At 38.1% G+C, this 24,698-nt stretch carries 26 protein-coding genes; 11 read left to right on the plus strand and 15 right to left on the minus strand.

Annotated elements, in window-relative coordinates; all coding sequences use genetic code 11:
- The first annotated feature begins 65 nt into the window (after nucleotides 1–65).
- Nucleotides 66–800: an ion transporter gene (locus ACQQ2I_RS17230; protein ID WP_431030544.1), complete on the plus strand. Its 735-nt coding sequence runs from the start codon at nucleotides 66–68 to the stop codon at nucleotides 798–800.
- Nucleotides 801–949: 149 nt separating this feature from the next.
- On the opposite strand, the gene ACQQ2I_RS17235 is transcribed toward ACQQ2I_RS17230, so the two are convergent.
- Nucleotides 950–2,647 (minus strand): methyl-accepting chemotaxis protein, encoded by a 1,698-nt coding sequence (locus ACQQ2I_RS17235; RefSeq protein WP_431027985.1) that lies wholly within the window; start codon nucleotides 2,645–2,647, stop codon nucleotides 950–952.
- A gap of 284 nt (nucleotides 2,648–2,931) precedes the next feature.
- A complete protein-coding gene (locus tag ACQQ2I_RS17240) occupies nucleotides 2,932–4,110 on the minus strand; it encodes an MFS transporter (RefSeq protein ID WP_431027986.1) in 1,179 nt (392 codons plus the stop codon).
- A gap of 413 nt (nucleotides 4,111–4,523) precedes the next feature.
- Between ACQQ2I_RS17240 and ACQQ2I_RS17245 the strand changes: the two genes are divergently transcribed.
- Entirely contained in the window at nucleotides 4,524–4,712 is a 189-nt protein-coding gene (locus ACQQ2I_RS17245; protein WP_431027987.1) for an SE1561 family protein, read from the plus strand.
- A 40-nt stretch (nucleotides 4,713–4,752) separates the two neighbouring features.
- On the opposite strand, the gene ACQQ2I_RS17250 is transcribed toward ACQQ2I_RS17245, so the two are convergent.
- Nucleotides 4,753–5,529: a YwqG family protein gene (locus tag ACQQ2I_RS17250; protein WP_431027988.1), complete on the minus strand. Its 777-nt coding sequence runs from the start codon at nucleotides 5,527–5,529 to the stop codon at nucleotides 4,753–4,755.
- A 232-nt stretch (nucleotides 5,530–5,761) separates the two neighbouring features.
- On the opposite strand from ACQQ2I_RS17250, the gene ACQQ2I_RS17255 reads away from it, so the two are divergent.
- Nucleotides 5,762–7,303, plus strand: a complete 1,542-nt coding sequence (locus ACQQ2I_RS17255; protein ID WP_431027989.1) for a fumarate hydratase — start codon at nucleotides 5,762–5,764, stop codon at nucleotides 7,301–7,303.
- Between the two features lie 197 nt (nucleotides 7,304–7,500).
- Nucleotides 7,501–9,399, plus strand: coding sequence for a heavy metal translocating P-type ATPase (locus tag ACQQ2I_RS17260; RefSeq protein ID WP_431027990.1), 1,899 nt, complete (start codon nucleotides 7,501–7,503; stop codon nucleotides 9,397–9,399).
- Nucleotides 9,400–9,433: 34 nt separating this feature from the next.
- Here the strand turns inward: ACQQ2I_RS17260 and ACQQ2I_RS17265 are convergent, their stop codons facing one another.
- From ACQQ2I_RS17265 to ACQQ2I_RS17275, 3 genes are all read right to left on the minus strand, one after another.
- Nucleotides 9,434–10,375 carry a YihY/virulence factor BrkB family protein gene (locus tag ACQQ2I_RS17265; RefSeq protein ID WP_431027991.1) on the minus strand — a complete coding sequence of 314 codons (942 nt, stop codon included), beginning with the start codon at nucleotides 10,373–10,375 and terminating at the stop codon, nucleotides 9,434–9,436.
- Nucleotides 10,376–10,408: 33 nt separating this feature from the next.
- Nucleotides 10,409–10,738 (minus strand): YtxH domain-containing protein, encoded by a 330-nt coding sequence (locus ACQQ2I_RS17270; RefSeq protein ID WP_431027992.1) that lies wholly within the window; start codon nucleotides 10,736–10,738, stop codon nucleotides 10,409–10,411.
- A 107-nt stretch (nucleotides 10,739–10,845) separates the two neighbouring features.
- Nucleotides 10,846–11,547 (minus strand): SDR family oxidoreductase, encoded by a 702-nt coding sequence (locus ACQQ2I_RS17275; protein ID WP_431027993.1) that lies wholly within the window; start codon nucleotides 11,545–11,547, stop codon nucleotides 10,846–10,848.
- Between the two features lie 123 nt (nucleotides 11,548–11,670).
- On the opposite strand from ACQQ2I_RS17275, the gene ACQQ2I_RS17280 reads away from it, so the two are divergent.
- The gene (locus ACQQ2I_RS17280) at nucleotides 11,671–11,892 is read left to right on the plus strand and encodes a DUF1128 domain-containing protein (RefSeq protein ID WP_431027994.1); all 222 of its coding nucleotides are present in this window, start codon (nucleotides 11,671–11,673) and stop codon (nucleotides 11,890–11,892) included.
- Nucleotides 11,893–11,964: 72 nt separating this feature from the next.
- Here ACQQ2I_RS17280 and ACQQ2I_RS17285 read toward each other — a convergent pair whose 3' ends face one another.
- The 4 genes from ACQQ2I_RS17285 to motA all read right to left on the minus strand — a co-directional run bounded on the left by ACQQ2I_RS17285 (nucleotide 11,965) and on the right by motA (nucleotide 15,650).
- The gene (locus ACQQ2I_RS17285) at nucleotides 11,965–12,873 is read right to left on the minus strand and encodes a pseudouridine-5'-phosphate glycosidase (protein ID WP_431027995.1); all 909 of its coding nucleotides are present in this window, start codon (nucleotides 12,871–12,873) and stop codon (nucleotides 11,965–11,967) included.
- Nucleotides 12,873–13,961: a carbohydrate kinase gene (locus ACQQ2I_RS17290; RefSeq protein ID WP_431027996.1), complete on the minus strand. Its 1,089-nt coding sequence runs from the start codon at nucleotides 13,959–13,961 to the stop codon at nucleotides 12,873–12,875. The genes ACQQ2I_RS17285 and ACQQ2I_RS17290 overlap by 1 nt, the downstream gene beginning before the upstream one ends.
- A 98-nt stretch (nucleotides 13,962–14,059) precedes the next feature.
- Nucleotides 14,060–14,866, minus strand: a complete 807-nt coding sequence (gene motB / locus ACQQ2I_RS17295; protein WP_431027997.1) for a flagellar motor protein MotB — start codon at nucleotides 14,864–14,866, stop codon at nucleotides 14,060–14,062.
- Nucleotides 14,850–15,650, minus strand: a complete 801-nt coding sequence (motA, locus tag ACQQ2I_RS17300; RefSeq protein ID WP_431027998.1) for a flagellar motor stator protein MotA — start codon at nucleotides 15,648–15,650, stop codon at nucleotides 14,850–14,852. Before motA ends, motB begins: the two co-directional genes overlap by 17 nt.
- Before the next feature lie 200 nt (nucleotides 15,651–15,850).
- Here motA and ACQQ2I_RS17305 point away from each other — a divergent pair, with 200 nt between their 5' ends.
- The 3 genes from ACQQ2I_RS17305 (at nucleotide 15,851) to ACQQ2I_RS17315 (ending at nucleotide 18,113) form a co-directional block, all read left to right on the plus strand.
- Complete coding sequence (locus ACQQ2I_RS17305) at nucleotides 15,851–17,086, plus strand: aminopeptidase (RefSeq protein WP_431030545.1); 1,236 nt, start codon at nucleotides 15,851–15,853, stop codon at nucleotides 17,084–17,086.
- A 119-nt stretch (nucleotides 17,087–17,205) separates the two neighbouring features.
- Nucleotides 17,206–17,367 (plus strand): hypothetical protein, encoded by a 162-nt coding sequence (locus tag ACQQ2I_RS17310; protein WP_391375431.1) that lies wholly within the window; start codon nucleotides 17,206–17,208, stop codon nucleotides 17,365–17,367.
- Nucleotides 17,368–17,546: 179 nt separating this feature from the next.
- Nucleotides 17,547–18,113 (plus strand): beta-class carbonic anhydrase, encoded by a 567-nt coding sequence (locus ACQQ2I_RS17315; RefSeq protein ID WP_431027999.1) that lies wholly within the window; start codon nucleotides 17,547–17,549, stop codon nucleotides 18,111–18,113.
- A 40-nt stretch (nucleotides 18,114–18,153) separates the two neighbouring features.
- Here ACQQ2I_RS17315 and ACQQ2I_RS17320 read toward each other — a convergent pair whose 3' ends face one another.
- The 3 genes from ACQQ2I_RS17320 to ACQQ2I_RS17330 form a co-directional block, all read right to left on the minus strand.
- Nucleotides 18,154–18,759 (minus strand): GNAT family N-acetyltransferase, encoded by a 606-nt coding sequence (locus tag ACQQ2I_RS17320; RefSeq protein WP_431028000.1) that lies wholly within the window; start codon nucleotides 18,757–18,759, stop codon nucleotides 18,154–18,156.
- Nucleotides 18,719–20,512, minus strand: coding sequence for a M3 family oligoendopeptidase (locus ACQQ2I_RS17325; RefSeq protein ID WP_431028001.1), 1,794 nt, complete (start codon nucleotides 20,510–20,512; stop codon nucleotides 18,719–18,721). Before ACQQ2I_RS17325 ends, ACQQ2I_RS17320 begins: the two co-directional genes overlap by 41 nt.
- A 337-nt stretch (nucleotides 20,513–20,849) precedes the next feature.
- Entirely contained in the window at nucleotides 20,850–21,719 is an 870-nt protein-coding gene (locus ACQQ2I_RS17330; RefSeq protein ID WP_431028002.1) for a polyphosphate kinase 2 family protein, read from the minus strand.
- A 113-nt stretch (nucleotides 21,720–21,832) separates the two neighbouring features.
- Here ACQQ2I_RS17330 and ACQQ2I_RS17335 point away from each other — a divergent pair, with 113 nt between their 5' ends.
- Nucleotides 21,833–22,570, plus strand: coding sequence for a tryptophan-rich sensory protein (locus ACQQ2I_RS17335; protein ID WP_431028003.1), 738 nt, complete (start codon nucleotides 21,833–21,835; stop codon nucleotides 22,568–22,570).
- A 26-nt stretch (nucleotides 22,571–22,596) separates the two neighbouring features.
- Here ACQQ2I_RS17335 and map read toward each other — a convergent pair whose 3' ends face one another.
- Together map and ACQQ2I_RS17345 are read right to left on the minus strand one after the other, a co-directional pair.
- Nucleotides 22,597–23,349: a type I methionyl aminopeptidase gene (gene map, locus ACQQ2I_RS17340; RefSeq protein WP_431028004.1), complete on the minus strand. Its 753-nt coding sequence runs from the start codon at nucleotides 23,347–23,349 to the stop codon at nucleotides 22,597–22,599.
- A gap of 67 nt (nucleotides 23,350–23,416) precedes the next feature.
- On the minus strand, nucleotides 23,417–23,926 hold the full coding sequence (locus tag ACQQ2I_RS17345) for a GNAT family N-acetyltransferase (protein WP_431028005.1): 510 nt from the start codon (nucleotides 23,924–23,926) through the stop codon (nucleotides 23,417–23,419).
- Between the two features lie 191 nt (nucleotides 23,927–24,117).
- Here ACQQ2I_RS17345 and ACQQ2I_RS17350 point away from each other — a divergent pair, with 191 nt between their 5' ends.
- Nucleotides 24,118–24,438: a DUF4870 domain-containing protein gene (locus ACQQ2I_RS17350; protein ID WP_431028006.1), complete on the plus strand. Its 321-nt coding sequence runs from the start codon at nucleotides 24,118–24,120 to the stop codon at nucleotides 24,436–24,438.
- Nucleotides 24,439–24,518: 80 nt separating this feature from the next.
- Nucleotides 24,519–24,644, plus strand: coding sequence for a hypothetical protein (locus ACQQ2I_RS17355; RefSeq protein WP_431028007.1), 126 nt, complete (start codon nucleotides 24,519–24,521; stop codon nucleotides 24,642–24,644).
- The last annotated feature ends 54 nt before the right edge of the window (nucleotides 24,645–24,698 follow it).

Genomic DNA, 24,698 nt, shown 5'->3' on the forward strand with positions numbered 1-24,698 from the left:
TAATTTTAATATTGGTATGTTTACATTAGTTTTATATACAGTAAAAACAGAAAGGTCGATTTTTTATAAATTTAAAAGCTTTTGTTGAACACCCACTCTTTTCAAAGGCTATTATGGCATTCATTATTATTAATGCCATTTTGATTGGTCTAGAAACGTATCCAACAATTTATAATGATAATCAAAATTTTTTCAACATGTTTGATATTGCTTTACTTAGTATTTTTACAATCGAGATTATATTAAAAATAATCGTTTATAAAGGAAAGTTCTTTGTAAATGGTTGGAATGTATTTGATTTTACGATTGTAGCACTCAGTCTTCTTTTTATCGGCTCAAGCTTTATTAGTGTCCTACGTATTTTACGTGTGCTACGTATACTACGAACATTATCGACCTTCCCTTCATTACGTAGAATCGTCAATGCCTTATTTATGTCCCTCCCAATTATGGGGAGTACTTTATTTTTGATGATGATTATGTTTTATATTTATAGCATTATCGGTACCCTGTTTTTTGGTAACACATCTCCTGAGTATTTTGGAAATTTACAGCTCTCACTGTTAACATTATTCCAAGTATTCACACTTGAATCATGGGCAAGTGCCATATTCCGTCCAATTTTCGAAACACATAGCTGGGCGTGGATTTATTTTGCAAGCTTCATTATTTCCAGTGCATTTATTGTGGCAAACATCTTCTTTGGAGAACTTGTCAATAATGCGCAAAAACTATCTACAGAGCTTGAAACAGAAAACAATTCGATTGTAAATGAGCTAGATAGTGTGCAAACAGAATGAATGAAATTACACAAACAAAACCAATCACTCAATATGAAATTAGATAAAATGACAAGATTAATGGAAGAAGCCACTAAAGAAAAAGTATATGAAATATAAAGTAAGTTCCATTACAAAAATCCACCTCACTTGCGGAGGTGGATTGATTATTACAACTTAAATTGCTGTACTTCTGCATTCAATTGTTCGGCTAATGCTGCTAATTGATCGGCACTTCTTACGACTTCTTCCATCGTGCTTACCGTTTCCTCTGTCGTTGCTGTCGTCTGTTCTACACCAGCAGCCGATTCCTCAGAAATCGATGCAATCTCGTCAATGGATGTACCAATTTCTTCTGTACTTGCTAATACATCATTTAAGTTAGCTGCGATCGTATCGATACTCTTACTCATGTCTCCTACAGCTCCAGAAATATAATTAAATGTTTCATTTGTTTCAGTGATTTGTTCCGTTCCTTTTTTCACTTCATTATAGCCATCTTGCAGTGAACGCGTGACATTGCCTGTTTCTTGTTGAATACGGCTCACAATCGCTGAAATATCCGCTACTGAGAACTGGACTTGCTCTGCCAGCTTACGTACTTCATCTGCTACAACCGCGAACCCTTTCCCATGCTCTCCTGCACGTGCTGCTTCAATAGCGGCGTTTAATGCAAGTAAGTTGGTTTGATTTGAAATATCGTCAATAACAGATACAAGTTTTGAAATTTCTGCTGATTGCTCATTTAGGTCCTCTACTTTGCGAACTGACTCTAATACAATCTCATTAATTGTAGTCATTTGCTCGGTTGAGCTCATCATCAATCCTTTACCAGATTCCGTTAATTTTTGAACCTCATTGGAATGATTTTTTAATTCAATACCTTCTTGCGTTGTCTCTTGAATACGATGTGAAAATGTACGCATCGCTTCCGCTAAGTCTCCAGCAGTTGACGCTTGTGTTTCTGTACCCGCTGCAAGCTCCTGCATAGTATAGACGACTTGCTCTGCTCCTGTTTTTACTTCATTTGAAGATTGCGCTAACTCTTCACTACTGGAAGCAACAGTTACAGAAACTTCAGAAATCGATTGAATTGTGGATTTTAACTTATCATTCATGCCATTTGCTGCCGTCATTAATGTGCCCACTTCATCTCGACGTTGCCCTACATGTAACGGTTCATTACCTAAATGACCATCTGCTAGCTGTTGCATACGATCTGCTACCGCTTGGATCGGTCTTGAAATTTGATTCGCTGTTAACATTGCTAATACAATACCAATCACTGTAATTGCTAAACTAACCACTAGCCCTATTATTTTATTATTTGAACTTGTATGTACTACATCGCTTCCAACTGTTTCAATACTTTGCGCTCGTTCACTCGCCATCTTCTCATAACCAGTTCGAACTTCCGTGACAAGGCTGTTAATCGCCGTCAAGTTTTCAAGTGCTTGTTCTGTATCGCCACTTTGATACACAGCAAATACATCATTTTCTACCCCATTACTCCATGTACGTGCCGTTTCAACTAATTTATTGCGTTCTTCCGTATTCACAAATTTTTCAATGATGGCGTTATTGTCTTCTGCCAGTTTACGGTATTTATTAAACACATCTATGTATGTCTCATCCCCTGTGATTACATAGCTTAACGCTGCGGATAATCGAACACTTACTGAAGTGGCTAAATTTTGACTTGCATTTAAGATAACAATATCTTCCTCTACGAGTGATTCCGCTTTGTTTTCCATTTGCGTATTGGAGAAAAAATTGTAAGTTGAAAATATAGCAAGAAATACTAGTAAAATAATAAATACACTTAAAATACGCGTTTTAAGTGATCTAAAATTGAGTAAAGCTAACATGTAAAAAACTTTCCTTCCTTTTTAGATTATTTTTTATATTATAACAAATACCATTCTATAACGATTCTTATAATGATTTCAAAAGTTTTTCTAATATACTGTAAAAAAGGTGTTTTTGGCATAACGAGAGTATAAATAGTCATTAACTCCTTATCCCTAATAGGGTATTAGAACTATATCACTAAACTTTACTAATATAACACTATTTTTATTAGTATAAGAAAACTAGAGATAATCTATAAGATACAGTAAATATAATTTCAACAATTTAGTGCCATTCAAAGTTAACTTGATGACCTCTTTATATTTTTAAATCGATAATACACATTTGCACATAAGCCGATACATAAAATACTTGCAATTAATAACAAAAAACTCATACCTTCTGCAAGTTGTAAATAAAGTCCCCCTAATGTTGGTCCGCTTAGACTGCCCAAACTAAAGAAAATCCCACAAAGGAGGTTGCCTGTCGGAAGTAATTCTTTCGGCGTTAAATCGGCCATATACGTAATCCCTAATGAAAATAAAGAGCCTACACTCATACCTGCAAGGGCAAAAATAGTAATCATCATCCAGGCCGAATGTTCAAAGTAACTACAGAAGAAAAATAAAATAGTACCGCTGAAAAGCCCTCCTACAATCACGTTACTTCTCCCAATTTTATCGCCTAATATGCCAAGTGGAAGCTGCGTCACGATTGCCCCTATCGAAAAAGCCGTTAATATTAACGATACGGTTGCTACATCAAAATCTAGTCGCAATGCATAAACAGGAAATAACGAGTTAATAGAAGACTCTAAAAAGCCATAGACAAACGGTGGTAAGAAAGCAATCCAACTAAATGTAAACACTAATTTATACCGTTGCCATCCTGTACTTGTCGCATCTCCTTTTAATGCTGCTGGATGCTCATTTTTTACAAAGAATACAAGGGACCAAGCTAACAGACAAAGCACGCTCGAAATGATGAATGGTAATGCTTCTGATACTGCGACAAGATTGACAAATAACGGTCCTACCGCAAAGCCAATCCCAAAGGATAAGCCGTAAATAGACATTTTCTTTCCTATATCGCCATTGTTAGCATCCGATATCACCCATGTTTGTGTCGCAAAGTGTAACGCATGATCTCCAATACCAATTAACATGCGCAACAAAAACCAAAACACTGCTGATTTCCAAAACGGGAATAGGAAGAGCGATATAAACACAAACGCACCGCCGATTAAAATAATTGGTTTATACCCATACTTTCTTAATGGCTGTTCTATAAAAGGAGAGATCAATAAAGTCCCTATATATAAACCCGTTGCATTTAATCCATTTAGAAAAGATGATACGCCATCTGTTTCAAAAATAACGGAAATAAGCGGAAGTAACATTCCTTGTGAAAAACCTGAAATTGATACGATAATGACTAAAATCCAAAACTTTCGTTGTTCATAATTTGAGATACTGTTCATACTTGCCTCCACTTACTTCGATATCCGTCCTATCTTATCATAGGATGTAAATAGGTGTGTCAGCTAAAATTTTTCCCATACTAAAAAACCCTAGCAAACTTTATGTTTAAAAGTTTACTAGGGTTTCAACTATTCCTATAGACCATAATGATTAAAAAGCTTAATCGGCAAGCTCAGCCGAAAAATCCTTCATACTCCCTCCTTTTCGTGTGGGATTGAGTGTTCATTGTTTCGTATTTTCGCCCCCCTTGTATTTGATATCTATAATCTATCACAATACTTCAATTTTGTAAATATTCTAAATTTAACAATAAGTTATGAAATTACTAAACTTATCTCCGTGCGATACAAACATTGAAATTTACATAAAAATTCGCTACGATAGCCTTAACAGTTGAAAGGTGGTACATCTTATGTCAAATCCAATTACAAACAAAGAACAACAAGTAACTTATTTAAAAGAACGTTTAGAAATTTTTTTAGAAGTATTAGATGCAATTGACCCAGAAACAACAGACCTAAAAGATATCGACCGCTTAATCAAAATGATGGATGATTTAGAAGAAAAAATGGAGCAATTCCAATCGCGCGACGAGAAATAAATGGTGAGGCAACATTATACGTATAATGTCGCCTCTTTTTTTAATGACAGTCCCAATTGTATAGTACACGGTCAAAACGTTTATGGATTAAATCTTCTTTAGAAATAAAGAAATTGCCAACGCCTACATCTCCCCACATAATATCGAAATCATCATCCGTATCTAGTTGGAATAGTAAAATGAGCTGTTCTTGATAATCTCCATACTCTCGTGGGTCTGCTTGTGTAAAATACGGATATCCACCAATTTTATGTCCCTGCGTTTCAAGCTCTTCAAAATACAAATCGTGTAACTCGTATGAATCATCTTCAATACCGATCACTTGATCAAATCGAAAATCACTTAACGTCATCGGCTCTTCCGCTACATGAAATGTCATGCCATAAGAACAATCAAAATCTAATGGTCCATATTGTTCTTCATCCGTTTCTAAAAACGCAAAATCTGTTAGTAGTTTACTTTCGTCATCTACAATTTTCTCATGATACAGTACACGGAAATTTTTTTGACTTTTTCCGTTATCAAAATCTAACCCCATCACATCATCTAATGGATGAATATAAAATTGTAAAATGCCTTGCTGCGGAAAATCATGTAATACTTGAGGGATTTCCGCAAAGTTAATTTGTGTAAGCAGGCGAAGCGGTTGCCCATCTTCTCCTAGTGGATAAGCATCCTCCGCTAAAAAATATGGATACCCGCCCACTTTACTACTAAATCGATTCGTTTCTTCAGCGGATAGAGTAATCCTTACAACTGTATCTAACGTTTGTTCAATTTTTGTACGATAAGATGCTAACGCGGCTGGAAATTTCACTTTTTTTCCTCCTTTGTTCTACCGTTTCCTTTATTTTAATATAAACAAACACTAAAATCAAACGTTTGTTCTCTTTTTTATTTTTAAAACCTAGATAATAGAACATATAATAGACAGAATTTTTCATTAGCTAATGTTGGTTGTTGTACGTGTGCTCTTTTTTTTATTCATTTAAACAGTTATAATGATTAATGGTTTGAAATAATATTATTTTTCTGGGGGGAAAAATAGAATGACATACTTACAAACTTTAGAAAAAAGCCTATATAATTTAGTGACTGAAACGTCTACTAACTTACCAAAAGACGTTCGTCGCGCGATTAAAGCGGCAAAAGAAGCAGAAAACGCTGGTACACGTGCAGCAATGTCTTTAGACACAATTACGACAAACATCGTAATGGCTGAAGATAACGTTTCTCCAATCTGTCAAGATACAGGTTTGCCAACATTTAAGGTATACACTCCTGTAGGTGTCAACCAAATCGAGATTAAAAAAGCAATCCAAAACGCAATCGCTAATGCAACAGGTGATGCAAAATTACGTCCAAACTCAGTAGATTCTTTAACTGGTAAAAACTCTGGTAACAATATCGGCGCTGGTCTTCCAGTTGTTAAATTTGAGCAATGGGAAAACGATTACATTACAGTAAAGCTGATCCTTAAAGGTGGCGGCTGTGAAAATAAAAACATCCAATACTCACTTCCATGTGAATTAGAAGGTCTTGGCCGCGCTGGTCGTGACTTAGACGGTATCCGTAAATGTATCCTACACTCAGTATGGCAAGCTCAAGGGCAAGGCTGTTCAGCTGGCTTCATCGGTGTTGGTATCGGTGGTGACCGCTCTGCTGGTTACGATCTTGCAAAAGAGCAATTATTCCGTCATGTAGATGATGTAAACCCAATCGAAGACTTAGCAAAATTAGAAACATACATCGTTGAAAAATCAAACACATTTGGCGTTGGTACAATGGGCTTCGGCGGTGAAGCAACATTACTTGGTTGTAAAATTGGCGTAATGGACCGCTTACCAGCATCATTCTTCGTATCAGTAGCTTACAACTGTTGGGCATACCGTCGTATGGCAATCGACATCAACCCAGAAACAGGCGAAATCATCAACTGGCACTACCAAGAAGGTGAAAAAATCACTTTCCGCGACGAAGAACAAACAGCTGCTACAACGGACAATAAAGTAGTAGAGCTTGTTGCACCAATCACAGAAGAACAAATTCGCGAACTTCAAGTTGGTGATGTAGTGAAGATCACGGGCCGTATGTACACTGGTCGTGACGCAATCCACCACCACTTAATCGGAGAAGGCGTCGAAGCTCCTGTTGATTTAAATGGTCAAATTATTTACCACTGTGGTCCTGTAATGGCAAAAGACGAAGAGGGCAATTGGACAGTTAAGGCTGCTGGTCCAACAACATCTATTCGTGAGGAGCCATACCAAGGCGATATTATGAAAAAATTCGGTATCCGTGCGGTTATGGGTAAAGGCGGTATGGGTCCAAAAACACTTGCTGCTCTTAAAGAGCATGGTGGCGTCTACTTAAATGCGATTGGTGGTGCTGCTCAGTACTACGCTGATTGCATCAAATCAGTAGATGGTGTTGACTTAATGGAATTTGGTATTCCTGAAGCAATGTGGCACTTATCAGTTGAAGGCTTTACAGCAGTTGTAACAATGGATTCACACGGGAACTCATTACACGCTGATGTAGAAAAATCTTCATTAGATAAATTAGCAATGCATGCAGAGCGTGTCTTCTAATCTAATCATTGAATACAATAAACTCGTAACGAAAAATTTTCGTTACGAGTTTTTTATTGCAATCCTTTCCCAAAAGATGTATCCTTTATTTATAATAATTATAAAAAAGTAATTAATAAAAACAATTGAAAATTTTTATCAATTAGCTTCAAATATAGGGTTTGATACTGATTTTCATTATCAGGAGGTCTTTTACGGTGAATTCTAATCGAGAAAGTTTATCATTAATTGAGAAAACTAAAGAACATATTGAACTGATTGCCGCGCTTACAGCAGGTCTTATTTTATTGCTTGCTTGGCGCATGGATTCAATTGGACTTGAAACAGCAGCAATCATTTCTTATATTGCCGCCTATGCTATCGGTGGTTTCGCGAAAGCAAAGGAAGGAATCACAGAAACAGTTAAAACACGTCAACTGAATGTAGAAATTTTAATGATTTTAGCTGCGATCGGTTCAGCCATTATCGGTTATTGGGTGGAAGGAGCTATTTTAATTTTTATCTTCGCTGTGAGTGGTGCACTTGAAACATACGCAATGAATAAAAGCCATCGCGAAATTTCAGCATTAATGGAATTACAACCAGAAGAAGCCTGGCTCGTCCGTGGTGCATTTGAACCGATAAAAGTACCGGTAAGCGAATTAAAATTAGGTGACCATGTCCTTGTGAAACCAGGCGAACGGATTCCTGTCGATGGGGTCATCTTTAAAGGTCATTCGACAATCGACGAAGCGGCCATTACGGGAGAATCAATGCCTGTCACGAAAGAAACGGGCAATCAAGTATTTGCTGGGACAGTGAATTTAAACGGTGCTTTAACGATTGAAATGACAAAGCGAAATGACGAAACACTCTTCCAAAAGATTATTACGCTTGTTCAGTCAGCACAAAGCGAGAAATCCCCTTCTCAACAATTTATTGAGCGGTTCGAAGGCATTTATGTAAAAGGCGTATTAGTTACAGTAGGACTGATGCTATTTTTACCGCATTATGTAGTGGGCTGGGATTGGTCAACAACGTTTTATCGTGCAATGGTATTACTTGTAGTTGCTTCTCCGTGTGCGCTTGTGGCATCTGTTATGCCTGCAACGTTAGCAGCCATTTCAAATGGCGCACGAAACGGTATTTTATTTAAAGGTGGCGTTCACCTTGAACACTTTGGCCATTTAAAAGCATTAGCAGTCGATAAAACAGGGACACTGACAGAAGGAAAACCCGTTGTGACGGATTTTTTAGTACGAGATCAGATCACAACTGAAGAGGCGCTAGCCATTTTAGCAACGATTGAGGATCAGTCTACTCACCCACTTGCTGAGGCTATTTCTCGTTATGCAGATACGTTTCATATTACGCGTAGTAGAAACGTAACGATTCAAGATATACCTGGTCACGGACTTGAAGCAACAGTAGATGACGTACAGTACAAAGTTGGTAAACCGGAATTTATCGGGCGCGACGAAGCAGAGCAGTTTGCTGACGGCGCATTAAATCGTCTCGCATCTGAAGGGAAAACAGTTATTTTCATTCGAGATAAATCTGGCATTTTAGCTGCTGCCGCATTGAAAGATACCGTTCGAGAAGAAGCAAAGACAGCTATCAGCGCTTTACAAGAACTTGGTATCCGCGTTGTCATGTTGACTGGAGACAATAAACATACTGCAAGTGTTATTGCACATGAAGCTGGCGTAAATGATTTTGTAGCTGAATGCTTACCTGAAACAAAGGTAGACTATATCAAACAATACAATGAACAATATAACTATGTTGGTATGGTGGGTGATGGCATTAACGATGCGCCCGCTTTAGCAACAGCTTCTGTTGGTATTGCTATGGGTGGTGGTACCGATGTAGCACTCGAAACAGCGGATGTTGTATTAATGAAAAATAATTTATCGAAAATTGCCTATGCAGTGCGTATGTCCCGAAAAATGCAGCGCATTGTAAAACAAAATATGTTTTTCTCAATCGCCGTTATTATTTTGCTCATCATCTCTAACTTCTTTCAAGCGATTAACTTACCGCTTGGTGTCATCGGACATGAAGGCAGTACCATTTTAGTTATTTTAAACGGATTACGTATGTTACGAAATATGTAAAAAGCGAGCAGGGGGCTTATCCCCTACTCGCTTTTTAACATTCTTGAGAATCGATGCTTGTATTATTTGTTTTACTCATTTGCCTCTTCTTCACTACAACATTGATTAATCCACCAAGAATTAAAATCATCCCTGTAAAATAGAGCCATAGCATTAACACGATTACACCACCGATGCTACCATATGTCGCACTATAATTACCAAAATTATTAATATAAAACGAAAATCCATAGGTTAAAATAAGCCAACCAGCTGTAGCAAAAATAGCGCCTGGTAGTACGCTAACACACTTTAAACGTGGGCTTGTATTCGGGACAATCCAATACATGATAATCATAATAAGAAAAATCATAAGCGGTGGTATTAACCATCGAAACGTATTCCAAATCGATTCAAATGAATTCGCTACACCGATATAGGAAAATAATAAATTCCCGATTTGCTTACCGAAAACCGGAAATACGAGCGCCATTAAAATAATAAAAACAAAAGCGAATGTAAAGAGAAGTGACCAAGTTCGGTGCAAAACACCTACTTGTGCCTCTACCTCATACGCTTGATTTAACGCCTTCATTAACGCATTAATCCCCTTAGAAGCGGACCAAATCGTGCCTATAATCCCGATAGAAAGTAAACCACTATTTTGATGTGTTAGTACTTGCATTAATGTTCCCTCGATAAGGGAATATACCTCTTCTGGCATTACATCGCCTAAAAACAAAAAGACGTGCTCCTGCTTTAAATTTAAGTATGGGAGCAGCGTCACCATAAAAATGAGTAACGGAAAAAATGATAACAAAAAGAAGTAGGCGAGTTGCGCACCCATTCCAGACATATCAACACGATGAATGCCGACCATTAAATCTTGAAAGAAACCTTTTACAGTTGTCCGATCGATTTCAGCTTCTTCTGGTGCTACAAATGATTTTACGAAAGTGACTACTGCATGAGAGGCAGCATTTTTTTGTTCTTTCATAAAAATTCACCCCTTCTTCAAAAAACACCTTCACTATGCATCTGCATCTTTTTTCGAAAAAGCCTCTTTTGTTTCCGCTACAAGACCCATGACTGTTTGAGGTAACGCTTTTGCGTCTTCAATTTTTGTCATAACTACACCCATATTTTGCTGAGTTGAAGAATAGACAGATTGGAATTGCTCTACCTTTGTTTCGAGAAGTTGCATGAATTCATCACGATTTTGTGTATAGTACGTTACTGTATCTTTCATTTTTTTTGATGTTTCGATTGTGTGCTCACGCGTTGCTTTGTCTAGCATACTAATCGCAGCGCCTGCCACAGCACCGATTAAAATTGCAGGTACTAACTTACTTTTCACCATAGCTATTCCTCCCCTATATGCTTTTGCTAAATAAATTGTGTCAAAAAATGATACTATGTTTATTTTAAACAGTTTTTCACCTTTTTGAAAGTAATGGGCAAGTAAATTTACTCTTCATAAAGCATTTTTTTCGTCATACCACCGTCAATGATAATATTTGTGCCCGTAATAAAATTATTTTCTGGATTCGTTAAATATAAACATGCTTGCGCGATATCTTCAGGTTTTCCAACGCGCCTCGATAAATGCTGCTCATGATCGATTGCTCGTAAAGCTTCATAATTTTGCGTTTCAATCCATCCTGGTGAAATGCAATTCACCGTAATACGTTGCTTGGCAAAAGATGCGGCAAGTGCATGTGTCAATGCTATGATACCACCTTTACTGGCTGCATATGCCTCTGTACAAAGCTCTGATTGAAAAGCCCGTGTAGAAGCCATCGATACAATCGCTCCACCCTTCATATATTTTGAGGCTTCGCGCGCACATAGAAATGCACTACGTAAATTAGTATTTATGACATCATCCCACACTTCAAGCGAAAGTTCTGTTGGCGGTGTCACAACAAATTTCCCAGCATTATTAATTAATATATCGATTGCACCGAATCGTTCAACTACTTGTGCCATTAAAGCTTGTATATCCTGCTCACTTTTGACATCTGTTCGAATAAAATGCATCGTTGTATCAGCTGGTTCCTGTAAATCTGCTACGACTACAATAGCTTCTTGCTCAGCATATTTCTCTGCAATCGTACGTCCAATTCCTTGTGCACCGCCTGTGACGATCACCACTTTATTTTTAAACATCGAACCGCCTCCTTCCTCGCAAACGTATCACGTATTCAGCTGATTTTCAAACGGATTAAGAGTTGACTTTACTATAACAAAATGAAATGATATGTTCGTACACGCAGAAAGGTAGGTTAGATTATGGATTTATCTACACCATCACAAGACAATGTCATTTATATGATTGAACAAATGAAAGAAAAGCTTCGTATGGTAAATGTGGATGCAATGAAGCCCGAACATTTCAGCGAAGAAAACTATGAAGATTTACTATATTTATATGAAATGGTCATGAAGCGCGACTCATTTACACCAAGTGAAATGCAAGCAATCGTCGCAGAACTCGGCTCATTCCGCAAATAAAAATAGGACGGCTCTAAATTGAGCTGTCCTATTTTTATGAAAAAGATTATTTCCTTGGAAATATTGTCGAAATTACTTATTTAATGCGACAGCAATCGCTGCACCAATACGCGCATTATTTTTTACAAGGGCAATATTCGCCTCTAGTGATTTCCCTTCCGTTAACTCTTTTACTTTTCCAAGTAAGAAAGGTGTCACTTCTTTTCCAGCAATACCACGCTCCTCTGCTTCTGTTAATGCACGCTCAATAATGCCGTTAATAAACGCCGCATCCAGTGCCTCTGCTTCAGGAATTGGGTTTGCAATAACAGCGCCACCACGTAGACCTAAATCCCATTTCGCACGCATCATATTTGCTACTTCTTCTGCTGAATCTGCGCGGAAATTCACATCGAATTGTGATTCACGTGTATAGAAAGCTGGTAGCATATCTGTACCGTAACCAATGACAGGCACACCTTTTGTCTCTAAATATTCTAATGTTAAACCAATATCTAAAATCGATTTAGCACCTGCACAAACAACCGCTACATTTGTCACCGCTAATTCCTCTAAATCAGCAGAAATGTCCATCGTTGTTTCTGCACTGCGGTGTACACCACCGATACCACCCGTAACAAATAACTCGATGCCCGCAAGCTCTGCACAAATCATTGTGGCAGCTACTGTTGTTGCCCCTAATTTTTTCGTTGCTAGTAAATAACCTAAGTCGCGACGAGATGTTTTTGCAACACCTTGCGCATTCCCGAACATTTCTAATTCTTCATCTGATAAACCGATTTTAATTTGTCCATCAATTAATGCAATAGTTGCCGGTACTGCACCGTTTTCACGAATAATTTGCTCTACTTCACGTGCCGTTTGTACATTTTGTGGATAAGGCATACCATGTGAAATGATTGTTGATTCTAATGCAACGATTGGTAAACCTTTCTCTTTTGCTTCTAATACTTCTTGTGAATAAGATAAATATTGTTTCATTATGATTCCCTCCAAATAGTTAATTCATTTGATGATAAATCTTCCCGAACGGTTGTATCGCATTGCAATGTTTTAGATGCATTATATAGCCCGAAGCGTACCGCATCTATAAACAGCTCTCCATGTAATGCAGCATGTAAAAAAGCACTTACAAAGGCATCCCCAGCTCCTGTTACATCAATAATTGTTTCGATTGATATTGCATATAATCGTTCGATTCTGTCCTTACTCCCTACAACGACTCCTGCACCACCAAGCGTTAACACGACATGCTCTGCACCTTTATCTAACAAATCACGAACCGCCAACTCGTAGTCTTCCTCAGTTTGTAATGGGCGCGATAAATACGTTTCCGCTTCATCACGATTACAAATAAAGTATGTGACACCTATTAAATTTTCTGGCATCCGACTCATTTTTGGTGAAGATACGGGCACAATAACAAATGGAATCTTACGTAATTTAGCTAACGACAATACATATTCAACTGCTTCTTGTGGGCAGTTTAAATCTACGACAATGCACTTTGCATCGAGTATGCGCGATTCATGTTTACTCATTAGCCCTGGCAGTAACTCATCATAAATCGCCATATCCGCCATCGCAATAACTAATTCGCCATCACGACTTAGTACAGCTGAGTATGAGCCTGTTGAGTGTTCCTGTAACGTTGCTGTCATTTCAAATGACATAAATTCTTCTGAATGCTGTTTTATTTTTTCTGCATCCGCATCTTCACCTAGCACTGTCATTAACTTAACGTCATTACCAAGCCTACCTAAGTTCTCTGCAATATTACGGGCTACACCACCAACGCTAGTTGTGACATTTGTAGGATTCGATGTGGCTAATTGCACAGCACCTTCTACGTGAAATTTCCGATCCACATTGGCTCCACCAATTGTGACAATCGCTTGCCTTCTCGGTAAGACATAAGCACGACCTATAACTTCCCCTTTCCTGATTAACGAGGATACTGTATTCGCCAGTGCCGGTCTAGACATCCCTAATCTTTCCGCCATTTCCTGTTGCGATAAATACGGATTTTCTTGTATTAATCGCAATACAAGTTGCTCTTTTTCATTCAAGGTATTCACCTCAATTCAAACATTTGTTTATATAATAAACTTTTGTTTTGGAAAATGCAAATAAAAACAGCAAACTATTTTTGTTTGCTGTCTATTACTTAATTATTTGGATTTGTTTCCGTAGTATTCAGGTTAGTTGTATTAGCATTTCCAACGGGTAAATCAGAGCCATCCTCTGCTACAAGCGGTTGTACTAACACCTCAACACGGCGGTTTTTTGCGCGCCCTTCCGCTGTGTCATTTGAAGCAATCGGATTGTACTCACCGAAGCCCCTCACACTAAAGTACTTAGAATCCAAATCTGGATTTGAGTTCACAATAATTTTTAAGAAGTTTACAGCACGAATCACAGATAGTTCCCAGTTTGACGCAAATTCTGCTGTGTTCATCGGCACAGTATCCGTATGTCCCGTAATGATTACATTACGCGCTGGATTAAACGCTAAAATCGCTGATAGTTCTTCCGCAATATTAGTATATTCAGGTTTAATATTTGCACTACCTGGCGCAAATAATACGCTATCACGAATCGTGATGAGCAACCCTTCATCCGTCATTACTGTGGAAAATTGATTTTCTAATTCATTTACAGCGATTAACTGCTCTACACGTTCCTGTGCTTCTTGTAATTGCTTTTGGTCTTCCAAATACTTATTGGCCGCTTCACTTAATTGCGAGCTATTCGGTGAAGACACAGGAGATGTGTGCTCCATCACACCTGTTCCACCATCAAATACTTGATTGAACACCTCTGACATTTTTTGAAGTTTTTCTTGATCCACAGTACTGGAAGCAAAAAGAACGATAAATAGTGCTAGTAAAAGCGTTAATAAGTCCGCATAAGGGATTAGCCATGACTCATCCACATGCTCTTCATGCTTTTTATGTCTAGTCTTCTTTGCCAAGGCCACCCGCCCCGCTTTCCGTAATTTGCTTACGTTCTTCCATTGTTAAGTATGAAGCTAATTTTTGTTCGATCACGCGAGGTGCTTCCCCTTCTAATACAGAAAGGATTCCCTCAATCATCATCATTTTTTGTTTTACTTCTACAGCTGATTTACGCTTTAATTTGTTGGCAAATGGATGCCATAAAACGTAACCCGTAAAAATCCCAAGTAATGTCGCTACGAAAGCTGCTGAAATGGCATGCCCTAATTTTTCGATATCATTCATATCTTTTAATGCTGCAATCAGACCTATTACGGCACCAAGTACCCCAAGTGTAGGTGCATATGTACCAGCTTGCGTGAAAACCTGCGCACCACTTGCATGACGATCTTCCATCGCATGCACTTCTTCTGTTAATACATCTCTTATGTAATCTGCATTTTGCCCATCAATAGCTAACGTTAAGCCATTCTTTAAGAACGGGTCTTCAATTTCTGTTGCTTTACTTTCAAGTGCAAGCAACCCTTCACGACGCGCTAAATCTGCCCATTGTGAGAACATTTTAATGATTTCTACATCATCCGCTAACTTTGTTTCTTTGAAAATTTTACCGAATAATTTCGGTACACGTTTTAACTCCTTCATCGGGAATGCGATAACGACTGCCGAGATTGTACCAAAGATAATAATAAAGATGGCAGCTGGGTTTACTAATGCATCTGGTCCTACCCCTTTAAAATACATCCCTACTAGAAGTGACACAAACGCTATAATAATCCCTACTAATGACGAAATATCCATGCCTATACCTCCAATAACTCGTTCTTTTTTTATTTCGACCTGTTCTGCTTTTTATTAACATTTCTATTAATATAGTATAAAGGGTAATCCATTTTTTTTCGATGTCATAATGTTTTTTTCTTTCCAAATTGCCAGTTTTTGATTATATTGAATCAATAATTATAAACAGTTTTGAATTTTTATATGGAGGAATGATAAAAATGATAGGTGATTTTAATAATAATCTTTCAAAATATGCTGAACTTGCAGTAAAAGTAGGTGTAAATATCCAAAAAGGGCAGTTTCTTTATATCGCAGCTTCAACTGATGCAGTAGAATTTGTCCGTCTTGTGACAAAAGTTGCATATGAAGCTGGGGCTAAACAAGTATTTGTGGATTTTTCTGATGATCAAATTGGCCGCTATCGTTATGAGTTAGCACCAGAAGATTCATTCGACTTCTTCCCGCCTTGGAAAGTACAAGAACGCGAATGGTTAGCAGAGCACGGGGCAGCATTTATGAGTATTGTCTCACAAAGCCCTGACCTATTAAAAGGCGTGGAGCCGAAGCGCATTGCTACATTCCAAAAGGCAGCAGGTACAGCACTTAGTAAGTATCGCCAATACGTTCAATCGGACAAAATTTCTTGGACCGTGATTGCCGTTCCTTCGAAAGACTGGGCTGCTAAAGTGTTTCCTCAATTATCAGAAAGTCAACAGGTGGAAGCATTATGGGATGCGATTTTTAAAGCGAATCGCGCTAATTTAGAAAACCCTATGGAAGCATGGGTACACCATAACAATACACTTCATGAAAAAGTAGACTATTTAAATGCTAAAAAATATACAAAGCTACATTACACCGCTCCCGGTACAGACTTAACCATTGAGCTACCAAAAGGGCATTTATGGTGCGGTGCAGGCAGTATCAATGAACGCGGTGACGAGTTCATGGCAAATATGCCGACAGAAGAAGTATTTACAGTTCCTCATAAAGACGGTGTCAATGGTTACGTTTCAAGTACAAAACCTTTAAGCTATGGTGGGAATATTATCGATCACTTTAAACTGACTTTTGAAAATGGTCGCATTGTTAATGTACAAGCGGAGCAAGGGGAAGAAGTCTTGAAAAACCTAATTGCTACGGATGAGGGGGCACATTACTTAGGTGAGGTTGCATTAGTTCCTTATAACTCTCCTATTTCTAACTCAGGTTTACTATTCTTTAATACATTATTTGATGAAAATGCATCCAATCACTTGGCAATTGGTAGTGCCTATGCCTTTTGCTTAGAAGGAGGAAAAACAATGTCACCGGAAGAATTAGAAGCAAATGGATTAAACCGAAGCATTACCCATGTTGACTTTATGATTGGTTCTGCTAATATGGATATTGACGGGATTACTGAAGATGGACAAGTAGAACCCGTTTTCCGTGGTGGAAACTGGGCATTCTAACACTTTCAAAATGTCGTCACAATTTCTTAATTTCCATAAATTAAACTATCACTTGTCTCATAGATTACGGTATAATTAGTGTTAAGGATTACTTTATTTATAGGAAGGAGCTTTTTAAAATGAATCATCATCATCCATTTGGTCCGGAGTACTATACAACAGTATTAGGATACTCTGTAGTGATCATTATTTGCTTAATGTTCTTCATTCATTATTTACGTGTAGGTTTAGATTCTCACGAGTCAGTACGTATCGATTCAAAAGCTAACGCTCATAAATAATTTGATTCAAAACAGCCACAATTGTGGCTGTTTTTTTGATGACTTTTTACAAACTCGCTTTTTTTATATATCATTTGTCTTTATTTTTATAATATTTAAACTCATTTTCGCTATTATTATTTGAATTCTCTTTCATTTCAACTAAAATAAGATAAATGTAAGGAAAGGGGTAACGACATATGTCTTTATTAAATGAAATACTAAGCTTCAACCAATCATTCGTAGAAGATAAGCAATACGAGCCTTATATTACAACAAAGTATCCAAACAAGCGAGTAGTTGTATTATCTTGTATGGACACACGCTTAGTTGAACTACTACCGAAAGCAATGAATCTTCGTAATGGAGATGTTAAAATTGTCAAAAGTGCAGGGGCTATCGTGAACCATCCATTTGGTGGGATTATGCGTAGTTTACTTGTAGCAGTATATGAGCTACAAGCAGATGAAATATACATTATTGGACACTATGACTGTGGGATGAGTGCAGTTGACCCTGATGTTATGCTTGGCCATATGCTTGAACGTGGCATTAAACAAGAAACAATCGATACGGTAAACTACTCAGCTGGCGATTTACGTGACTGGTTACGTGGCTTTGGCGATATCGCAACGAGCGTATTAAAGAGTGTAGAGCTTGTGCGTACGCACCCGTTAATGCCTAAAGGAGTGCCTATACACGGACTCATCATCGACCCAGGAACAGGACGCCTTGATGTAGTAAGTGACGGCAATCAACATTTATAAAAATCGTTTCAATCGAGGACAAAAGGTGTAGGGATAATCCCTACACCTTTTTCTGTAAATACTCTTCTTGTAACATGGCATACATGTAATGATCTACCCATTCTCCATTAATGAACAATAGTTTGCGAAGTAGCCCTTCTCTTGCAAATCCGGCTTTTTCAATGACACGAATGGACGATATATTTTCAGGAGCAATATATGCCTCTACCCGATGTAGCTTGAGGGATGCGAAGGCTAGCTCCACAACAAGCTTTACCGCTTCTGTTGCTATTCCTCTCCCAACAAAATGCTGATCCATCGAATAGCCAACAAATGCACTTGAATACGGCATACGTTTAATCGCATATAACGAAATATGGCCAATTAATTTTTCAGAGTCCTTCTCATAAATGCCAAATGAAAATTCACGGTTTAAAGCAAGTAACTGTAGGCCTTCTAGAATCTTTTTATACTGTGCCTCTTCCGTATAGTAATCCTCTCGGTGTATAGGCTCATATGTCGACCAAAAGTGCTTATTGTTCGACAAAAGCATCGCTAACTCTCTTGCATCCGACTCCCCAAACGTACGTAAAAAGCATTTCTCCCCGTCCAGCTTCACGGACCGATCACCCTTCTTTCGAAACAAGTTGAATAAACTCTTCAACATCTCTCACACAGAGCACAATGCCCTTCTCCCAAAATTCACGTTTTGTAATATCTTCATTTAAATGCTTCATCGCTAAGTCTTCCACCGTCATAACAGCTGTATCACGAAGCAGTGCTATATATTTTTCTTCAAACGCTGCGCCTTCTTCTTTTGCCTTTGCATAGACGCTCAGGGAGAACAAGTAACCAAATGTATATGGGAAGTTATAGAATGGCACACCTGTAATATAAAAATGCATTTTAGATGCCCAAAAGTGCGGGTGTGCTTCATCTAATGCACCTGCAAAGGCTTCTCGTTGGGCCTCTTCCATTAATTCGTTCAATCGCTTTGTCGCAACAATTCCTTGCTTACGCTCTTCATAAAAGCGCGTTTCAAACAAGAAGCGTGCGTGGATATTCATAAAGAATGCAATCGAACGCTGCAATTTATCTTCGAGTAAGGCAATTTTCTCTTCTGTCGTTGTTGCCTCTTCCACCGCTGCATCCGCAACAATCATCTCGGCAAAAGTGGATGCTGTTTCTGCCACATTCATTGCGTAACGACGGTTTAGTGGATTCACGGGGCGTAACGCATACGTATGGAATGCATGCCCTAGCTCATGCGCTAATGTGGAAACGTTTGACATAGTGCCGGAGTATGTCATAAAAATACGTGATTGCTCCGCCAGCGGGAAGCCCGTACAGAAGCCCCCAGGACGTTTATTATCACGATCTTCTGCTTCAATCCACCCATCTTCAAACGCTTGACGCGCAAATGCCGCAAGCTGTGCCCCGAACTTCCCAAAATGCTTGAGGATAAACTCTGCACCCTCTTGATACGATACTTTCGCTGTAGAAGACGTTACTGGTGCATCAAAGTTATACCAATCCATCTTCTCCTTCCCAAGCATGCTTGCCTTTGTTTTAAGGAATTTTACAAAGGGTGCTTTATGATCTGAAATGGCTCCCCACATGGCCTCTAGCGTTTCTTTTTTCATCCGGTTAATTTGTAACGGCTCTTGCAACACTTCATCCCAACCGCGTTTTTTGTATGTCGTTAAACGGAAACCTGCTAGATGGTTTAATGTTTTAGCGAAAAACTCTTCCTTCTCCGTAAATACTTTTTCAAGCGCATCAAAAGCACTTTTACGTACCGCTTCATTCGGATGTGAACTTAAGTTATTCGCTTGTCCTACAGATAGGTATTTCGTTTCTCCCTCTACATCAACTTCTACTTTAATATCACCGATGAACATATTGTAAAGCTGTCCCCACGAAGAATAACCATCTACACCTAATTCTGCAATTAATGTTTCTTCTTCCTCCGATAGCTTTTGTTTCGCTTGTTCACGCCACTCCATTAAAATGAAGGCAAACTCATTTAACAACTCCGATTGGATTAGTGCATGGAAACGTTGCTCATCTATTTCAGCTAACAACTGCTGTAAACGAAGAATCACAGGTGAATAGCTTGCTGAAATACTGCTTAATTGACTTGATAATAAAAGCGCCTTCGTATCTTTTATATTTTGAGCCGTTAAACATGAAAGCATGCCACCCGCATGAGAAATATGCATTAATGTGTCTGCAATGTGGGCTAAAGCTTCTTTTAATTGTTGCTCATTAACATCTATTGTTAAAGCAGTTATTTGTTTTTTTGTTGCTTCCACTTTATGTGGAAGTTGATCCATAAACGCTTGAAAGGCTGGTGACTCACTGCCTCCTGCAAAAAACACATCCAAATCCCATACTTCTGGATATTTTATTGTTGCCATTGTACTCCTCCTCATTATTCAGAAAATAATTTCCAAATAGCATTCAGTTAGAAAAGCGCAAGCGCCCACTCTAGCCCCGACATGCGTTGGAGATAGGCTCACAGTGTGCTTGCACACAAAGAGACTTTCGAAACGTCACGAGAGGCTGGTCCGCTTGCGCTAGACACTCTTTTAATTTGAAAAAATTTATACTTTCTTATCTTTTTAGAAAAACATAACTCGCGCTACGAGGGCGCGAGTTGATGTCTTTTTAATTAGATATACTTTCCACCGAAAATTCAGACAAAAAAGTTCACACTATTTTATCCGAATCCCGAAGTATTAAATCTATTATATGTTATTTTCGTTTCTTTTTCGATTTATTTTTTCTCACCGATTTTACTTTTTTTACATCTTCTTCTAAACTAGTAGCAACTTCTTTTTCAGCTTGTGCTAACTCTGCCAATGCTTTTTTCTCTTCTTGTTCAAAAACAGTAGGAATCTCAAGGCCTCTTCGTTTCGCTTCTTGTTGAATATGTGCTAACGTTTCTTCTAATACTTTTATTCGCGCATATTGCTTATTGTTCCCCTCTACGAGAATCCATGGGGCATGTTTAGAGTCTGTTTTCTCAAACATCTCATTTGCAGCCACGGCATAATCATCAAACTTGTCACGATTTCGCCAATCTTCTTCTGTTAACTTCCAAGATTTATACGGATCTTGAGCACGTGCTTCAAAGCGTTTTAACTGTTCCTCTTTATCTATATGGATCCAGAACTTTAACAAAATGTACTCACCATTTGTTAAAAGACGCTCAAAATCATTAATCTCATCATAAGCACGTGTCCATTCTTCTTCCGTGGCAAATCCTTCTAAACGTTCGACTAATACACGTCCATACCATGAACGGTCGAAAATAGCGATTTGTCCATGTTGAGGTAACTTACGCCAAAATCGTTGCATGTAGTTATAACGTTTTTCATGTGGTTGCGGAGCAGAAATTGGATGTACAATATAACCGCGCGGATCGATACGTTCTGTTAAGCGTTTAATCGCGCCTCCTTTACCGGCAGCATCCATTCCTTCAAAAGCTAAAATTAATCCAATTTTATTGTTGAATAAAAACTGTTGTACGTTTAATATTTCATATTGGAGTACTTTTAACTTTTTCTTATATACTACTTTATCTAGTTCTAACGACAGGTCTAACTCTTCAAGCTTTTGCATGGAACCACTCCTTTTACTATACTATATCTATTGTAAACTATAATGGTTTTAAATGGTATTTGTTGTTGCAAAGTAGCAAAATGTATATAATTCTAACGGAAGGAGAGGAATTTATGGGGCGTATTCTATTACTTTTTATTGCAACCATTGTTTTATCAATATACTCAATGACTGCGTTTTGGATTGGGATAAATGATTTAACAACCATTCAATCAATCAAGCGGCTACCACTTTTATTTTCTCCTGCCAGCTTTGTTTATTTATTTACATTCGTCTTATACGCTAGTCTTTTCGTTTATGTTTGGCAAGCTTACCAAAACCGCCAAACCATCTTCGTCACTACTAGATTACAAGCGCTTTTATTTGTACTAGCTTGCCTATTACAAATTGCCTTTTTCTATATATGGCATCAAGATCATTATATCGCTGCATTTATATTGCTTATGCTACAACTCCTCTCTTTATTCGGTTTACATATGACGTATCCGTTTCATAGAGAATATATAAGCTTGCGTATTCCAATCGCTATGTGGTTAGGTTGGAATTTATTTTTCTTCTTAATCGTCATTAGCTATCTTACTATTTACTACGAGTGGCATGGATTTGGGTTAAGCAATGCTCTGTGGGTTGTCATTTTGTTAACAGCGGGGGCAGCGACTGCTCTCCATCTTCGTTACCATCATTTCGACCGCATTATACCTAGTATTTTTATTTTAGGTTATGTAGGCATTGCTGTAGCAAACGGTTTCACCGAATTATTTGTATCAACTGCTGCACTATTTTTATGTGGTGTCATGGTTGTTGGTATTTTATTTATGGAGAAGAAAAAGAAAACTGCTGAAGGGAGTTAATTCCTTAGCAGTTTTCTTTGCTTTAGTTAATCTTCTAATGTCGTTAAAATAATCGGTTTATCTTTCGTAACAACGATAGAATGTTCGATTTGAGCAACTAACGATTTATCTGGTGTAATAAATGTCCAGCCATCACCTGATTCGACGATATGTTCTGCCTTTGCAGAGATGAACGGCTCTACTGCTAACACCATGCCCTCTTTCATGATCGTTGTATCCCATGCATCATAGTAGTTTAAAATATGGTCTGGCGCTTCGTGAAGAGACTTCCCTAAACCATGCCCTGTTAAATTCATGATGACCGTTAAACCATGATCGCGTGCTTCACGTTCTACCGCTTTCCCGATTTGGTTTAATTTTGAACCTGCTTTTACTTTTGTCATCGCACGTTCAAAGGCTGATTTTGCTACAGCACAAAGCTTTTCTTTCTCTTCATAGCCTGCCCCTACAACAAATGAAATGCCCGTATCAGCGAAATAACCGTTCCATGAACCCGAAACATCAATATTCACTAAATCGCCTTCTTGAATCACTTTATCACCTGGAATACCATGTGCTACTTCATGATTTACTGAAATACATGTAAATCCTGGGAAATCATATTCACCTTTAGGGCCTGAAATGGCATCTGCTTCTTCAAACATGCCACCTGCTATTTCGTCTAGTTCCCGTGTTGTAACACCCGGTTTTGTGGCAGCTTTCATCGCTTCACGAATTTCAGCTACAATGCGGCCAATCTTTTTAAACGCATCTAATTCTTCCTGTGTCTTAATAATCATGCTCAAATCCCTCTCTTAATTAAAAATGTCCTTTACTACTATATCATATGGAAATGTACGTCACATACTAGAGTTCCTTGACCATTATATAGTCCGTACACGCTTCATCTGCAAACATAAATATATGCTCCCCTTGACGAGTAAAACCCATCATTTTGTAAAAGGCTACCGCCTGTTCATTTTTCTCCCATACACCCAGCCAAATACGTTTCTTTCCTTTTAGGCGCGCCATGTGAATCGCTTCCTCGATTAACTGGCGACCTAAGCCACGACCTTGAAACTGATTTTGAATGTAAATACGCTCCACTTCTAATGCATCTTTCTCTACCTCATCCGTTTGTGCACCGTCCGTATTCAGCTTTATATAGCCGGCTATTTCTTCGTCCAATACAGCAAAATAAAATTCACTATGAGGATGAGCTAATTCTTTTAATAACGCTTCTTCTGTAAAGGCTATATCCGTATGCTTCTGTACTGTCTCCATTGTAGAAAGCACGCTATATGTCTCCATATATGTATTAATACTCAATTTTGCTAATTGTGCAAGATCGTCTGTTGTGCATTTCATCAGTTCCATAAACATCACTCCAATTGAAAAAACATGCTATTTCTAGCATGCCTTAAAATGTTGCCTGTTTCAATCATTTTGGCAATGAGATAATAGGCAATCCATGCTGTTTTTGTGGCTTAAAGTATAAAAATTCATGAAACTTCCATACACTTTGTACGTAAATAAGATAATAAAAAAATTGAGAAGGGAATAAGTTAATGGATAATAGCAAAGGACTAAGTGCATTAAATTATTTCAGTGTATTTTTCGCTCCGTTTATCGTGCCGATTATTATTTATTTCGTAAGCGCTGACCCAGAAGTTAAACGTCATGCAATCCGTGCATTATTATCACATGTCATTCCTGTTGTTCTTGGAGGCATCTTAGTAGTCGCCCTATTTACGATTGGAATCTTTAGTTCGCAGATGAACGGCGATATACTATTTACGACTTGGATTGTTTTGATTTTAGGTTATGGGCTACTGTATTTAATTGTCATTATTTGGAATGTAGTCCAAGGAATTAAAGTGCTTCGCTAATCAAGTTTATATGGCCTCCATGTTATGGGTAGATAAAAGAAGCACATACTAACAACAATCATAGCATTAGAGGGAGGTCAATGTGCTTGAAAGTAAAAGACATGTTAAAGACAGCTATCAAACTGGCACCTGTTTTATATCCAGTTGTTAAACAAGTACTTGCCAATAAAAAAAGAATGGGTTCCACACCTACTCGACGTCAATAACAAAACAGGGCATTCTTTAAATGAATGCCCTCAAACTTGTAGACAAATGCTCAC

This window comes from Lysinibacillus sp. LZ02 (assembly GCF_050613145.1).
Taxonomy (GTDB): Bacteria; Bacillota; Bacilli; order Bacillales_A; family Planococcaceae; genus Lysinibacillus_B.